The organism is uncultured Flavonifractor sp. (assembly GCF_944385615.1).
Lineage (GTDB): Bacteria > Bacillota > Clostridia > Oscillospirales > Oscillospiraceae > Flavonifractor.
Genome location: NZ_CALWXV010000010.1, coordinates 42,031 through 56,179, shown reverse-complemented (window position 1 = coordinate 56,179; position 14,149 = coordinate 42,031). Strand labels below are relative to the sequence as shown.

At 58.2% G+C, this 14,149-nt stretch carries 14 protein-coding genes; 9 read left to right on the top strand and 5 right to left on the bottom strand.

Annotation, left to right across the window (positions count from 1 at the left end):
- The 4 genes from Q0J75_RS04610 to Q0J75_RS04595 all read right to left on the bottom strand — a co-directional run.
- On the bottom strand, positions 1-318 hold a 318-nt coding region (locus Q0J75_RS04610), incomplete at its 3' end, for a phosphate ABC transporter ATP-binding protein (protein ID WP_297197336.1).
- Between the two features lie 12 nt (positions 319-330).
- Positions 331-1,191: a phosphate ABC transporter permease PstA gene (pstA, locus tag Q0J75_RS04605; protein ID WP_297197342.1), complete on the bottom strand. Its 861-nt coding sequence runs from the start codon at positions 1,189-1,191 to the stop codon at positions 331-333.
- 15 nt (positions 1,192-1,206) lie between these two features.
- Entirely contained in the window at positions 1,207-2,073 is an 867-nt protein-coding gene (gene pstC, locus Q0J75_RS04600) for a phosphate ABC transporter permease subunit PstC (RefSeq protein WP_297197332.1), read from the bottom strand.
- Positions 2,074-2,159: 86 nt separating this feature from the next.
- Positions 2,160-3,032, bottom strand: a complete 873-nt coding sequence (locus Q0J75_RS04595) for a phosphate ABC transporter substrate-binding protein (RefSeq protein ID WP_297197329.1) — start codon at positions 3,030-3,032, stop codon at positions 2,160-2,162.
- Between the two features lie 395 nt (positions 3,033-3,427).
- Here Q0J75_RS04595 and Q0J75_RS04590 point away from each other — a divergent pair, with 395 nt between their 5' ends.
- The 9 genes from Q0J75_RS04590 (at position 3,428) to Q0J75_RS04550 (ending at position 13,309) form a co-directional block, all read left to right on the top strand.
- Positions 3,428-4,000 (top strand): inorganic diphosphatase, encoded by a 573-nt coding sequence (locus Q0J75_RS04590; RefSeq protein ID WP_297197325.1) that lies wholly within the window; start codon positions 3,428-3,430, stop codon positions 3,998-4,000.
- A 99-nt stretch (positions 4,001-4,099) separates the two neighbouring features.
- A complete protein-coding gene (gene glf, locus Q0J75_RS04585; protein ID WP_297197322.1) occupies positions 4,100-5,269 on the top strand; it encodes a UDP-galactopyranose mutase in 1,170 nt (389 codons plus the stop codon).
- Between the two features lie 12 nt (positions 5,270-5,281).
- The gene (locus Q0J75_RS04580; protein ID WP_297197319.1) at positions 5,282-6,310 is read left to right on the top strand and encodes a glycosyltransferase family 2 protein; all 1,029 of its coding nucleotides are present in this window, start codon (positions 5,282-5,284) and stop codon (positions 6,308-6,310) included.
- 37 nt (positions 6,311-6,347) lie between these two features.
- Positions 6,348-6,671, top strand: a complete 324-nt coding sequence (locus Q0J75_RS04575) for a hypothetical protein (protein ID WP_297197317.1) — start codon at positions 6,348-6,350, stop codon at positions 6,669-6,671.
- A 368-nt stretch (positions 6,672-7,039) separates the two neighbouring features.
- The gene (locus tag Q0J75_RS04570; protein WP_297197314.1) at positions 7,040-8,227 is read left to right on the top strand and encodes a substrate-binding domain-containing protein; all 1,188 of its coding nucleotides are present in this window, start codon (positions 7,040-7,042) and stop codon (positions 8,225-8,227) included.
- Between the two features lie 111 nt (positions 8,228-8,338).
- Entirely contained in the window at positions 8,339-9,838 is a 1,500-nt protein-coding gene (locus Q0J75_RS04565) for a sugar ABC transporter ATP-binding protein (protein ID WP_297197311.1), read from the top strand.
- A 19-nt stretch (positions 9,839-9,857) separates the two neighbouring features.
- Positions 9,858-10,940 carry a galactose/methyl galactoside ABC transporter permease MglC gene (locus tag Q0J75_RS04560; RefSeq protein ID WP_297197308.1) on the top strand — a complete coding sequence of 361 codons (1,083 nt, stop codon included), beginning with the start codon at positions 9,858-9,860 and terminating at the stop codon, positions 10,938-10,940.
- The gene (locus Q0J75_RS04555; RefSeq protein ID WP_297197305.1) at positions 10,940-11,380 is read left to right on the top strand and encodes an InlB B-repeat-containing protein; all 441 of its coding nucleotides are present in this window, start codon (positions 10,940-10,942) and stop codon (positions 11,378-11,380) included. Before Q0J75_RS04560 ends, Q0J75_RS04555 begins: the two co-directional genes overlap by 1 nt.
- Positions 11,381-11,608: 228 nt before the next feature.
- Positions 11,609-13,309 carry a methyl-accepting chemotaxis protein gene (locus tag Q0J75_RS04550; RefSeq protein WP_297197302.1) on the top strand — a complete coding sequence of 567 codons (1,701 nt, stop codon included), beginning with the start codon at positions 11,609-11,611 and terminating at the stop codon, positions 13,307-13,309.
- A gap of 78 nt (positions 13,310-13,387) precedes the next feature.
- Here Q0J75_RS04550 and Q0J75_RS04545 read toward each other — a convergent pair whose 3' ends face one another.
- Positions 13,388-14,098, bottom strand: a complete 711-nt coding sequence (locus Q0J75_RS04545) for a DUF554 domain-containing protein (RefSeq protein WP_297197299.1) — start codon at positions 14,096-14,098, stop codon at positions 13,388-13,390.
- Positions 14,099-14,149: the final 51 nt, after the last annotated feature.

Genomic DNA, 14,149 nt, shown 5'->3' with positions numbered 1-14,149 from the left:
GTTGTCATAGATGGACATGGGGAAGGGGTTGGGCTTCTGGAACACCATGCCGATCTGCTTGCGCAGCCAGGTCACGTCCACCTTGGAGTCGTAGATCTCCTGGCCCCGGTACTGGATGGAGCCGGTGATCTTGATGCCGGGCACCAGGTCGTTCATCCGGTCCAGGGTTTTGAGGAAAGTGGACTTGCCGCAGCCGGAGGGGCCGATGAGGGCGGTGACCTGCTTTTCGGGAATGTCCACGCTGACGCTTTTCAGAGCCTGGGTGGGGCCGTACCACAGGTCCAGGTCCCTGACAGACAGAATCGTATTTTCATCCATAGGGGAAACTCCTTACTTTCTCTTTAATTTCTTGCCCACCAGCTTGGCGGTCAGGTTGATGACCAAGGTGAGCAGCATCAGGATGGCGGCGATGGCAAAGGCCACGTCGAACTCGGCCCGCTCCTTGGCGTACACATACAGAGCCACGGTGAGGGTGGCGCCGGAGGAGTGGATGAAGTTGTCAAAGGAGGAGAAGAAGCTGTTGAGGGCCATACCCATACCAGCGGTGAAAAGCAGGGCGGCGGACTCGCCCACGATGCGGCCGATGGACAGGATACAGCCGGTGACGATGCCGTCCACCGAGGAGGGGAGCACCACAGTGCGGATCATCCGCCACTTTCCGGCGCCCAGGCCCAGAGCAGCCTCCCGATAGGAGTTGGGCACAGTCTTCAGGGCCTCCTGAGTGGTGCGCACGATGGTGGGAAGGGTCATAATGACCAGGGTAAGAGCGCCGGCCAGCAGGGAGGACTTCAGGCTCAGGAACTGGCAGAAGAAGAGCATACCAACCAGACCGAAGATGATGGAGGGGATGCCGGTGAGGGTCTCGGTGGCAAACTCGATGATGGACACCAGCCGGCGGTTCTGGGCGTACTCGGTCAGGTAGACGGCGGCGCCCACGCCCAGGGGCAGGATAAAGATCAGGGTCACCACGACGATATACACAGTGTTTAGAATATTGGGAAGAATACCAATTGTATCCTTAATATAGCTGGGAGATGAGGATAAAAAGTCCCAGGTGATGTTGGGCAGACCTTTGATAAAGATATAGCCGATGACAAACACCAGCAGAGCGCAGGTCAGGATGGCACAGAAATAGAGCAGGAAGCGGAGCGTACGGTCATAAGCCTTCCGCTTTCCAGAAAGAGGCTGCATGGTTATCACAGTATATCACCCCTTCTTCCGTTTGAGAAGTGTGTTGAGAATGACATTGATGAGCATGATGAAGAGAAAGAGCACCAGGGCGATGGAGAACAGGGCCTGGCGCTGGAGGCCGGAGGCATAGGACATCTCGCTGGCCACGGCGGTGGTGAGAAAGCGAACGGAGGAGAAGAGGGAGGGCATGTTGGCCACGTTTCCCGCTACCATGATGACCGCCATGGCTTCGCCGATGGCCCGGCCGATGCCCAGCACCACAGAGGCGGCAATGCCGCTGGAGGCGGCGGGGACGGATACCCGGAACACCGTCTCGATGTGGGTGGCGCCCAGGGCCAGGGAGGCCTCCTCGTACTCCTTGGGGACCGCCTTCAGGGCGGTCTCAGACACGCTGATGATGGAGGGCAGAATCATGATGGCCAGTACGATGATGGCACAGAACAGGCTGGCGCCGTCAGGCAGGTTGAAGAGCTCCCGGACGGCGGGCACCAGCACCATCATGCCGATCAGACCGTATACCACCGAGGGGATGCCCGCCAGCAGGTCCACGGCGGTGCGCACGGCGGCGGCCAGCTTGGGAGGCGCGATCTTGGCCAGGAAAACCGCCGTCATAAAGCCCACCGGAACGCCCAGCACGATGGCGCCGGCGGTGCCGTAGATGGAGGTCAGGATAAAGGGAAGGATACCGAAGGAGGGCTCCGCCGCTGTGGAGGCCCACTTGGTGCCAAAGAGGAAGTCCACCAGCCCGATCTCCTTGATGGCGGGCAGACCGGAGATAATCAGATAGATGCTGATGAACAGCACAAAGACGACCGCAATGAGACCGCACAGGAAGAACAGCAGGTTCATAAAGACTTCCAGCGGTCGGAGCTTTTGTTTCATGGTAACTAACCGGCCTTTCGTAAAGAGTTGATAGTATGGAGATTGCCCCCTCGCAGCCGAGGGGGCAATCCGGAAATCGGGCGTGGTTACTTGGCCACAGGCACCGCGCCAGCGCCGGCGATCAGATCGGCGGCTTCGGCGGAGGTGGCCCAGTCAATGAAGGCCTGAGCCGGGTCGGAGAGCTCGGTGCTGTCGCTGACGATGAAATTGAAGTTACGCTGAATGGCATAGGTGCCGTCCAGAACGGTCTCCTCGGTGGGAGCCACACCGCCCACGGTGATGGCCTTGACGGTGTCGTCCACAGCGGACAGAGAGGCGTAGCCGATGGCGTTGGGGTTGGAGGCCACGTTGGCGATGACCTCACCGGTAGAGGTCAGCTCGTTCTGGTACTTGCAGGCGTCCTCGGTGCCGGTGATGGACTCAAAGCCGTCCCGGGTGCCGGAACCGGCCTCGCGGCCGATGAACACCACCTGGCCGTCGTTGCCGCCCACCTCGGACCAGTTGGTGACCTCACCGGTGGCCAGCTGGGCGATCTGCTCCACGCTCAGGTCGGCCACAGGGTTCTGGGGGTTAACAATGATGGCGATGCCGTCCTTGGCCACGGTGATCTCCTTCACACCGGTCTCCTCATCCTTCAGGTCGCGGCTGGCCAGACCGATGTCGGCGGTGCCGTCCTGGGCGGAGGTGATACCGGCGCTGGAACCGGAGCCGGTGTACTGGATCTGGACGCCAGGCTGTACCTCACGGAAGGCCTCGGTCAAAACGCCCATCAGGCTCTCCATGGAGGTGGAGCCGTTGGTCACCACGGTGCCGGACAGCTCAGTGGTGTTGCTGGAAGGGGTCTGGCTGCTGCCGGCGGCGGGGGTGCTGGTGTTGCCGGTATCGCCGCCGCCACAGCCGGCCAGCATACCCACACACAGGGCGGTGGAAAGCATCAGCGCAAGCGTTCTCTTTTTCATGTCCATTCAATCTCCAATCATGCAATGTATTCTTGGTGTCTTGGAACAAGCTACAGTATATCGGGCGATTGTAAAGTTGTCCCTCAGCCGATTGTAAAGAATCGGTAAAGTCACTCTCCCGCAAGGGGTTGCGGACTTTACAATGTAGCATGTCCCGATTTTTCCGGGAGATACGCCGCCGGAGGGAGAATCGGCCGGTGATATACAAAACGTGGAAAATTGCGGGGGGCAAGGTATTGTATTCTTTTTGCGGGAAAGTTATAATGACAATAATGTCTGCTGAATCTGCCGCGGAGCGGCCTGCTTTTTATAGGTATGCCCCTGTCACCGGAAGGGGTGTTTCCGGCGGACAGAGCGCGGTATCAAACAGACGATAGGATAAAGGAGAAAATACGATGTCGAATATTTGGCATGATATCAGCCCCAGCCGCATCCAGCCCGAGGACTTTGTGGCGGTCATTGAGATCCCCAAGGGCAGCAAGAAGAAGTACGAGCTGGACAAGGAGACCGGCCTTATCATCCTGGACCGGGTGCTTCACACCTCCACCCACTACCCCGCCAACTACGGCTTTATCCCCCGGACCTACGGCGACGATGGCGACCCGCTGGACGTGCTGGTGCTGTGTTCCGAGTCCATGGACCCTCTGACCCTGGTGCGCTGCTATCCCGTGGGCTATATCTCCATGCTGGACGGCGGTAAGAACGATGAAAAGATCATCGCTATCCCCTTCTCTGACCCCACCTATAATGACTATCAGGATTTGATGGAGCTGCCCGGCCACATTTTTGACGAGATGGCCCACTTCTTTACCGTCTACAAGGCCTTGGAGGGCAAGGAGACGGTGGCTGGCGACGTCAATGACCGGAAGGCCGCTATCCAGGTCATTCAAAAGGCGATGGACCATTATGCCGAGTGCTTTCTGGGTGGGGCGACGCCCCGGGCGGATCATCGCTTTTCGGATCGGTAAAGGGTCTGTTAAGGAAATCTTAATGGATATTTTGCTTCAATTTTTTCCGTGCTGTGTTAAAATTGGGCCATGCCTTGTTTAAAAAGGAGGACGGATCCCATGGACCATCCATTTGACTGCCTGGTCATTGGCGCCGGTATGGCGGGTGCGATATGCGCCCGGGAGCTGGCCGAGCGGGGAGGGAAAAAGGTGCTGGTGCTGGAGCGCCGGGACCATGTGGGCGGCAACGCCTATGACTGCTTCGACAAGGCCGGTGTGCTGATCCACCGGTACGGCCCCCACATCTTCCACACCAATGACAGCCGTGTGTTTGAATATCTCTCCCGTTTTACCACCTGGTACAGCTATCAGCACCAGGTGGTGGCCAACATTCCGGCGGAGGGGGGCCGGATGGAGCTGCCGGTGCCCTTCAATCTGATCTCTTTGGAGGTGGTTTTCGGCCCGCATAAGGCCGCCAGCCTGGCCAAACGGCTGATTGCCGCCTATGGTGTGGAAAAGAAGGTCACCATTTTGGAGCTGCGCCAGCATCCCGACCCGGAGATCGCCGCTCTGGCCGACTATGTCTATGAGCACGTGTTTGTCCACTACACCATGAAGCAGTGGGGACAGCGCCCGGAGGAGATCGACCCCAATACCACCGCCCGGGTGCCGGTGTTCCTGTCTGAGGACTGCCGCTATTTCCAGGACCTGTACCAGGGAATGCCCATAGAGGGTTATACCCCCATGTTCCAGCGGATGCTGGATCATCCTGATATCACCGTGGCGCTGGGCGCCGACGCCGGGGACCGCCTGACCCTGGCGGAGGGAACAGTGCTGCTGGACGGGGTCCCCTTTGACGGCACGGTGATCTACACCGGCGCGGTGGACGAGCTCTTCGGCTGCAAGTACGGCCGGCTGCCCTACCGTACCCTGCGGTTCCAGTTTGAGACCCACCCGGTGGATTTCTGGCAGAGCCATGGCACGGTGAACTACACCATGGACCAGGAGTATACCCGTATCACCGAATTCAAGTATCTCACTGGTCAGGAGCTGCCCGGCGTGACCACCATTATGAAGGAGTACTCCGAAGCCTACACCGGTGAGGAGGGCCAGGTGCCCTATTATGCCATCATCAATGAGGCCAACAACGCCCTTTATGCCCGTTACCAGGCGGAGGCCGCCCGCTACCCCCGGTTCCACCTGCTGGGCCGGCTGGCGGAATATAAATATTACAACATGGATGCCATTGCCGCCCGGGCTTTGGCGCTGTGTGACGATCTGCTGAAGTGAGGAAAGGTACCTATGTCAAAGCTCATCACGTTTGCCGTACCCTGCTATAACTCCGCAGCCTACATGGAGCACTGCGTGGAGACACTGCTTACCGGCGGGGAGGACATTGAGATCATTCTGGTGGACGACGGCTCCACCAAGGACGACACCCCCGCCATCTGCGACCGGTACGCCGCCCAGTATCCCGATATTGTCAAGGCCATCCACCAGGAAAACGGCGGCCACGGCGAGGGAGTGAACCAGGGCCTGCGCAACGCCACCGGCTTTTATTTCAAGGTGGTGGACTCCGACGACTGGTTGGACGAGGAGGCGCTCCAGAAGGCGCTGGCCAAGCTGCGTAAGTTTGCCAAGATGGAAAAGCCGGTAGACCTGTTTATCGCCAACTATGTCTATGAACATGTGGAGGACAACACCCAAAAGGTCATCCGCTATACCAACGTATTTCCCGAGGAGAAAATCTTCAGCTGGAGCCGGATGGGCCGTTTCCGGCCCTCTCAGTACCTGCTGATGCACTCGGTGATCTACCGTACCCAGATGCTGCGGGACTGCGGCCTGGAGCTGCCCAAGCACACCTTTTATGTGGATAACATCTTTGTGTATCAGCCCCTGCCCTATGTCAAGCGCATCTACTACATGGATATTGATCTGTACCGCTATTTCATCGGGCGGGAGGATCAGAGCGTCAATGAAAAGGTAATGGTCACCCGGGTGGACCAGCAGCTGCGGGTCACCCGGCAGATGATCGAGAGCCATGATTTGCATAAGCTCCACCAGGAGCAGCCCAAGCTGGCCCGGTACATGAGCAGCTATCTGTCCATGATGATGACCATCTCGTCCATTTTCCTGATTTTGGACGGCTCCCCTGAGGCGCTGGGCAAAAAGACTGAGCTGTGGGAGTATCTGCGCACCCGGGACGTGGGGCTGTACCACAAGTATAAATACCGTTCTCTGTCCTTCGTGGGCAATATCCCCGGCTATCAGGGCCGCAAACTGTCGGTAAAGCTGTACCGGCTGGCCCGCAAGATCTACAAGTTCAACTGACCTTCGGTCGGTTTTCCATTGTCAGGAGCGTGATTCTATGGCCTTCAAACGCCGCCCCAAGCGGGAGTTTCGTCCCTCTGCCCATGCCACCGTCTATCTGCTGGGTTTGCTCTACCTGGGGTATCTGCTGGTACGGATGATTCTGGACGCCAGGGCCGACGGCCCGGATGCCCCTACGGTCCTCCATCTGGTGGCCGGAGGCGTGGTGCTGGGTGGTGGAATGGTCTTTCTGGCTGTTCTGGCCTGGCGGATGAGCCGGATGCCGGTACCAGAGCAGAAGGAAGAGGCATCCCCTTCGGAAGATGTCCCGGAAGCGGATGACGAGGACGACTGGGAGCGGGAGTCAGACTCCAAGGAATAAACAGAAGCGGGGCTGAACCACTTCGTACGATATGGGCAGTATGCATAAGAGCCGCCGTCTTTTTCCTTGACGCAAGGGAAAAGACGGCGATTTTTTGTCGAAAAGTCACCAGAGGACAAAAAAGCAAATACAGACATTTGGCTTGATTTTTTGGATTAGAACGTGAATAACGGAATTTTTATTAAAATTTCAGGAGTTTTAGGCTGAGAATTGCTTTTCCTATAAAAAATAAACGAAGCGTTTTGTGACATTATGACAAGTTTGGCAAAAAGATTGGTAAATTTATATTGAAATTTATACCTGACTAGCAGTATAATAAGGGCGCCGGATCTGTCCGGCAGCTACTCATAAAAAGGAGGATACTTGCGATGAACAAGAAAAAGCTCGTCTCTCTGCTGCTTGCGCTGGCCATGGTCTTTGCCCTGGGTGCCTGCGGTGGCGACACCCAGGGTAATCAGGAGAGCCAGACCCCCAGCACCTCTTCCCCCAGCGGAGAGAACAACGCCAGCAGCGGTGATGCCAAGGTGGCTGTGTTCTACTACAACTACGCGGATACTTACATTGCCAGTGTGCGTACCGCTCTGGATGCCGCTCTGGACGCTGCCGGCGTGACCTATCAGGACTTCGACGGCAACAACAACCAGACCACTCAGAACGAGGCCATTGATACCGCTCTGGCCGACAACTACAACATCCTGGTGGTCAACATGGTGACCACTGGCTCTTCCGACACTGCCAAGGCCATTCTGGACAAGGCTGCCGCCAAGGGCGCCAAGGTCATCTTCTTCAACCGCGCCATCGAGGAAGACGGCGCCGAGGGCTCCGTGCTGGGCGCTGACACCTACAAGGACATGGTTTCCTTCGTGGGCACCGACGCTCCCGAGGCCGGCCATCTGCAGGGCCAGATGATCGGCGAGTACCTGCTGGAGAACTATGACACCGTGGACCTGAACGGCGACGGCGTGATCAGCTATGCTATGTTCAAGGGCGACGAGGCCAACGTTGAGGCCATTTACCGCACCCAGTACGGCGTTGAGGACGCCAACAAGGTTCTGACCGAGGCTGGTAAGCCCGAGCTGGCTTACTTCGACCCCGCCAGCTCCTCCGGCTATCAGGTGGACATGGGCGGCGCCTGGTCCTCCGCTGCCGCTCTGGAGTACATGACCACCAACCTGGCCCAGTACAATGAGACCAACGGCAACATGATCGAGCTGGTCATCTGCAACAACGACAACATGGCCGAGGGCGCCATCTCTGCTCTCCAGGCTGCCGGCTACAACACCGGCGCTGAGGGCTCCAAGACCATCCCCGTGTTCGGCGTGGACGCCACCGATTCCGCTCAGGCTCTGATCGCTCAGGGCGTGATGACCGGTACCGTCAAGCAGGATGCCGAGGGTATGGCCAACGCCATCTGCGAGATGGTCACCTCCACTGCCGCCGGCACCTCTATGGCCGACGCTGCTGCCGCCATTGCCTCCTCCAACGAGATCTACACCGTGGCCGAGGGCATCGACAACAAGCTGTATGTGGCTTACGCTCCCTTCACCGGGAAGTAATCCCATTCGGTACAGCACTGTAATGTGAAAGCCGGGGGCTGCCGCTTTGGCGGCAGCCCCCATTTCATCACAAAAGCAACGCGAGAAAAGAGCGAGAAAGGAGGATTGCAGATGGAGCAGGACGTATTACTCCAAATGACTGGTATCTGCAAGAGCTTCCCCGGTGTCAAAGCGCTGGACAATGTGTCACTGACCGTCCGCCGCGGTACCGTACATGCCCTGATGGGTGAGAACGGCGCCGGCAAGTCTACCTTGATGAAGTGTCTCTTCGGCATTTACTATAAGGAAGAAGGAAGTATCCAGCTGGAGGGGAAAGAGGTCAGCTTCAAAAGCAGTAAGGAGGCTCTGGATAACGGGGTTGCCATGGTCCATCAGGAGCTGAACCAGGCCCTCAAGCGGAGCGTCATGGATAACCTGTGGCTGGGCCGCTACCCCAAGACCGGCGGCATCATGGTCAACGAGCACAAGATGTACGAGGAAACCAAGCGGGTGTTCCAGGAGCTGGAGATCGATGTGGACCCCCGGCAGAAGATGAGCACCCTTCCTGTGTCCAAGCGTCAGATGGTGGAGATTGCCAAGGCTGTCTCCTACAATGCCAAGGTCATCGTGTTTGACGAGCCCACATCCTCTCTGACCGAGCAGGAGGTGGAGCACCTGTTCAAGATCATCAACATGCTGCGGGACAGAGGATGCGGCATCATTTACATCTCCCACAAGATGGCTGAGATCCTGCGGATCTCCGACGACATCACCGTCATGCGGGACGGCAAATGGGTGGCTACCAAACCGGCTGCCGAGCTGGATATGCCCACCATCATCAAGCTCATGGTGGGCCGCGAGCTGGGCAACCAGTTCCCGCCCAAGACCAACAAGCCGGGAGAGGTCTCCCTGGAGGTGGAGGGGCTGACCGCCCAGTACTCTGCCCTCAAGGATGTTTCCTTCCAGGTCCGCAAAGGTGAGATCCTGGGACTGGCCGGTCTGGACGGCAGCGGGCGTACCGAAGTGCTGGAAAACATTTTCGGTATCGCCACCCGGCATGCCGGTACCATCAAGCTCAACGGCAAGGAAGTCAAGAATAAGAATTCCAGACAGTCCATCAAGGCGGGCTTTGCCCTGCTGACCGAGGAGCGCCGGGCCACCGGTATCTTCGGGATTCGGAGCATCCGGGACAATACGGTTATTTCCAGCCTGAAGAAGCACTTGATTGCTAACATCTGGCTGAATGAGGGGACCATGCGGAAAGATACCGACTGGTCGATTGACGCCATGCGCATCAAGACCCCCACCCAGGAGACCAAGATCCGGACTCTGTCCGGCGGCAACCAGCAGAAGGTGATTCTGGGCCGGTGGCTGCTGACCAACCCCCAGGTCCTGATGCTGGACGAGCCCACCCGCGGCATTGACGTGGGTGCTAAATATGAAATTTATCAGCTGATCATTGATCTGGCCGCCCGGGGCACTACGGTGCTGATGGTTTCCTCCGAGATGCCGGAGCTGCTGGGTGTGTGTGACCGTATTCTGGTCATGAGCGGCGGCCGTCTGGCCGGCGAGGTGGACGCGCGGAACACCACCCAGGAGGAGATCATGACTTTGGCTGCGAAATACGTGTAAGAGAGGGAGGCTTAACGCTATGACAAATCCAGTCACTTCCCTGAAGCGGATCAGCGATCACTATAAGACCCTGGACGCCAAGGACAAGCGATCTTTCTGGATCGACGGACTGCTGAATAACGCCATCTATATCATTCTGGTGGTGTTCGTCATTTATACCGTGATCAAAAACCCCAGAGTGGCTACCAAGGACAGTATCATCAACCTCATCAGCCTGGTGGCGGCCAACCTGCCCATGGCCCTGGGTATTGGCGGATGTATCGTACTGACCGGTACCGACCTGTCCGCCGGCCGTGTGGTGGGCCTGACGGCGGCCGTTTCCGCTTCTCTGCTCCAGGCCACCGACTACATCAACAAGTTCTGGGACAACCTGGGCGAAGTGCCCATCGTGGTGGTCCTGCTGGTGGCTCTGCTGATCGGCGGCGTGGTAGGTATCGTCAACGGCTTCTTCGTGGCCAAGTTCCAGCTGCACCCCTTCATCGTGACTCTGGCCACCCAGCTGATGGTGTACGGCGCCTGTCTGCTGTACTTCATGTCCAACGACAACAACGGCCAGCCCATTTCCGGCCTGTCCCAGACCTATAAGGATGTGGTCACCGGCAGCATCATCGGCGACCTCACCGGCGGCGCTCTGGTCCTGCCCAACTACGTGATCTATGCCCTGGTGGTGTTGGCTATCATGTGGTTTATCTGGAACAAGACCACCTTCGGCAAGAACATGTTTGCCGTGGGCTCCAACCCCGAGGCGGCCAACGTCTCCGGCGTCAACGTGTTCATGACCACCATGATGGTCCACGCCCTGGCCGGCGTGACCTACGGCTATACCGGCTTTATCGAGGCTGCCCGTATCAGCTCCAACCAGCCCGGTACCGGCCTCAACTATGAGTCCGACGCCATCGCGGCCTGCGTCATCGGCGGCGTGTCCTTCGTCGGCGGCACCGGTACCATCGGCGGTGTGGTGCTGGGCGTGTTCCTGCTGCGCATCATTTTCGTGGGCCTGAACGCGCTCTCCATTGACAACAACATGCAGTATATCATCAAGGGCGCCATCATCCTGCTGGCCTGCTCCATTGATATGCGCAAGTATCTGTCCAAGAAGTAATGGAAGACAGACCCCGGCAAACCCCTGCCCAGGAGGAGTCTAGCGGCGGCAGCCGCCGGCGCTACGGCCTGTTCGGCGTGTCTGCCTATCCCCAGAAGAGCGGGATGGACGACAAACAGCGCAAGAGTATGGTCCGTTGGGCCAACGCCGTGGTGGCGTTCATTGCCCTGGCGGTGGTGGCCCTGGTGGTGGTGGGCACTCTGTCCTCCGCAGGGCTGACTGTTACCTTCGATACCCAGGGCGGCAGCGAGGCGGCCATCCAGTCCATTCAGCACGGAGGCAAGGCCACCCCGCCGGAGGCGGTGGTCCGGCCGGGCTATACGCTGGCGGGCTGGAGCGTCACCCCAGACGGCAGCGAGCCGTGGAATTTTGAGGAGGATACGGTCACCCAGCCGCTGACGCTTTATGCTATCTGGGTTCCGGAGGGGGCGCAATCCTAGAGCGAATATCCAGACGGAAACTACAAATTGCCGGGGACCGGCCTGACAGGCTGGTCCCCGGCTTTTTCGTTCTCACAGACGGCAAGTATGATTCTTTCGGCAAAGAAGGATTTTCCATAGTCTGATATTGACACAGGTTTCTTTTGTAGAGTAAAATAATGTCAAAGCATAAAATCCATCTGGGAGTATTGATATGTTGAAATGGGGCGATGGCATGTGAAACGAAGCATGAAGCAATCTACCCTGATGTCCATTCTGAACTTTGTCACCATTGGGCTGGCGCTCTTGTTGGTGGCTTTTTTCCTGTTGGTGATGCTGCTCAATACCAGGGTCCTCAGCGAATGTCAGAATCAACTGAACCTGACCCAGTATGCCCAGCAGTTCATTGACGCTTCTGAACGGCTGACCGAAAAGGTCCGCGCCTATGCGGCCTCGGGGGACAGCATCTATTATGATGAGTACAATCAAGAAGTGGATGTGGATCAGAACCGGGAGAAGAGCGTCACGGCCATGGAGGAGATCGGCATTACCGATGCCGAAGCCCAGATGATTCAGAATATGTCCGATCTGTCCAATCAGCTGGTCCCGTTGGAGCTGGAAGCCATGGAGATGGTCCGCAGCGGCAACACGGAAGGCGCCATCAACTATGTGTACGGCAAGGAATACTGTGATACGCTGGACCAGATTCACGACCTGCAAAGCCAGTTCCTGGAGGAGATCCAGGCCCGCACCCAGGCAGAGATCAACAATCTGGAGACGGTCACCCTGCTGCTGGAGGGTCTGGCCATTGTTTTCGCCGCCATCGTGGTGGCCTCTCAGGTGTTTGGCCTGATTATCACCCGTAAAAAGATCATCCGTCCCATCCAGACCATTTCCAGCGAGATGCTGGAGCTGTCCAAGGGCAATCTGACCCAAAACTCCTCCCTGAAGGGGGATACCTCTGAGCTGGGTATGCTGGTCCATGCCATGCAGACCACCCGGGAGACCTTGCAGCAGTATATCTCCGATATCCGGGAGAAGCTGACCGAGATGGCCCGGGGCAATATGGACCAGCGGGTGGAGCTGGAGTACATCGGAGATTTTTCCCAGATCAAGGAGTCCATGGAGACCATTCTGGCCTCTCTCAGCGAGACGCTGTACAACATTGACCAGTCCGCCGAGAACGTCAACATGAACGCCGACCAGGTAGCCAGTGGCGCCCAGGCCCTGGCCCAGGGCTCTACCGAGCAGGCGTCCGCTGTGGAGGAGCTGGCCGCCACCATCAGCGAGGTCAGCCACCAGATCGCCAACACCGCCCGGCGTGTGGACGAGGCCATGCAGGAGATCAACCACTCCAGCGAAGAGGTGGTTCGCTGCAACCAGAAGATGCAGGAAATGACCGGGGCCATGGATGAGATCCGTACCACCTCCCTGCGCATCAGCGAGATCATCAAGACCATTGAGGACATTGCCTTCCAGACCAACATTCTGGCTCTGAACGCGGCGGTTGAGGCCGCCCGGGCCGGTACCGCCGGCAAGGGCTTTGCCGTGGTGGCTGACGAGGTGCGCAATCTGGCCGAAAAGAGCGCCGCCGCCAGCCAGCAGACGGCGGCCTTGATCCAGAACTCCTCCCAGGCGGTGGACAAGGGCGTGCGCATCACCACCGAAACAGCCGAGATGCTGACCAATGTGGTCCAGAGTATCCAGAAGAGCGACAGCTATATGTCCGAAATCTACGAGGAGAGTAAGGTACAGGCTGAGTCCGCCGCCCAGATCAACCAGGGTGTGGACCAGATCTCCAGCGTGGTGCAGACCAACTCCGCCACCGCTGAGGAGAGCGCCGCCGCCAGCACCGAGCTGGGGGGACAGGCCAGAAAGCTGAAGATGATGGTCAACCGCTTCCATCTGCGCCAGGACACGCAGTACACCTCCTTCCAGTCGGAGTCCTGAAGAAACGACATAAGCCAAACAAACCGCCGCCGCGCAACCTTCTGATTGCGCAGCGGCGGTTTTATCATGCCGTTTTGGTCAGGCCATCAGTCCCGCCAGCCAGTCCCGCAGAGGCAGATAGGCCAGGGGCAGGAAAATGGCGGGCAGCATGTTGCCCACCCGCAGCTTTTCCTTGAGCAATCCCAGCATATTGAGCCCGATGCCCACGATGATGGTGCCTCCCACGGCGCTCATCTCTGTGACCGCCGCCGGGTCCATGCCCTGGCCCACGGCGCTGAAGATCAGGGTCAGCCCGCCCTGATAGAGCAGAATGGGCAGGGCGGCGAAGGCCACCCCCACCCCCATGGCGGCGGCAAAAGTGATGGAGGTCACCCCGTCGATCACCGCTTTGGAGATAAGGATATCATAGTTGCCGTTCATGCCCGCCTCCATGGAGCCGTTGATAGCCATAGCTCCTACGCAGAACAGCACCGAGGCATTGACAAAGCCCTCCACAAACCGGCTGTTGCCCTCTCCCCGGATCAGCTTACGACGAAGCAGGGTGCCCACCGAGTCCATCCGCTTTTCAATGTCGATCAGCTCCCCCAGCAGGGTACCGATCACCATGCATACGATGACGCACAGGGTATCCGCCGTGGAGATCATGCTGGAGATGCCGATGCCCAGCACACACAGTCCCAGGGCAAAGGTGATGCCCGAGGCAAAGCGGGCGCTGATGCGGTTTTTGAACAAAAGGCCCAGAAAACTGCCCAACAGGATCAGGACCACATTGATGACGGTGGCGATCATAGGGATTCCTCACTTTTATACTGCAATTCGTTAAAATGTGCAAGTACTATC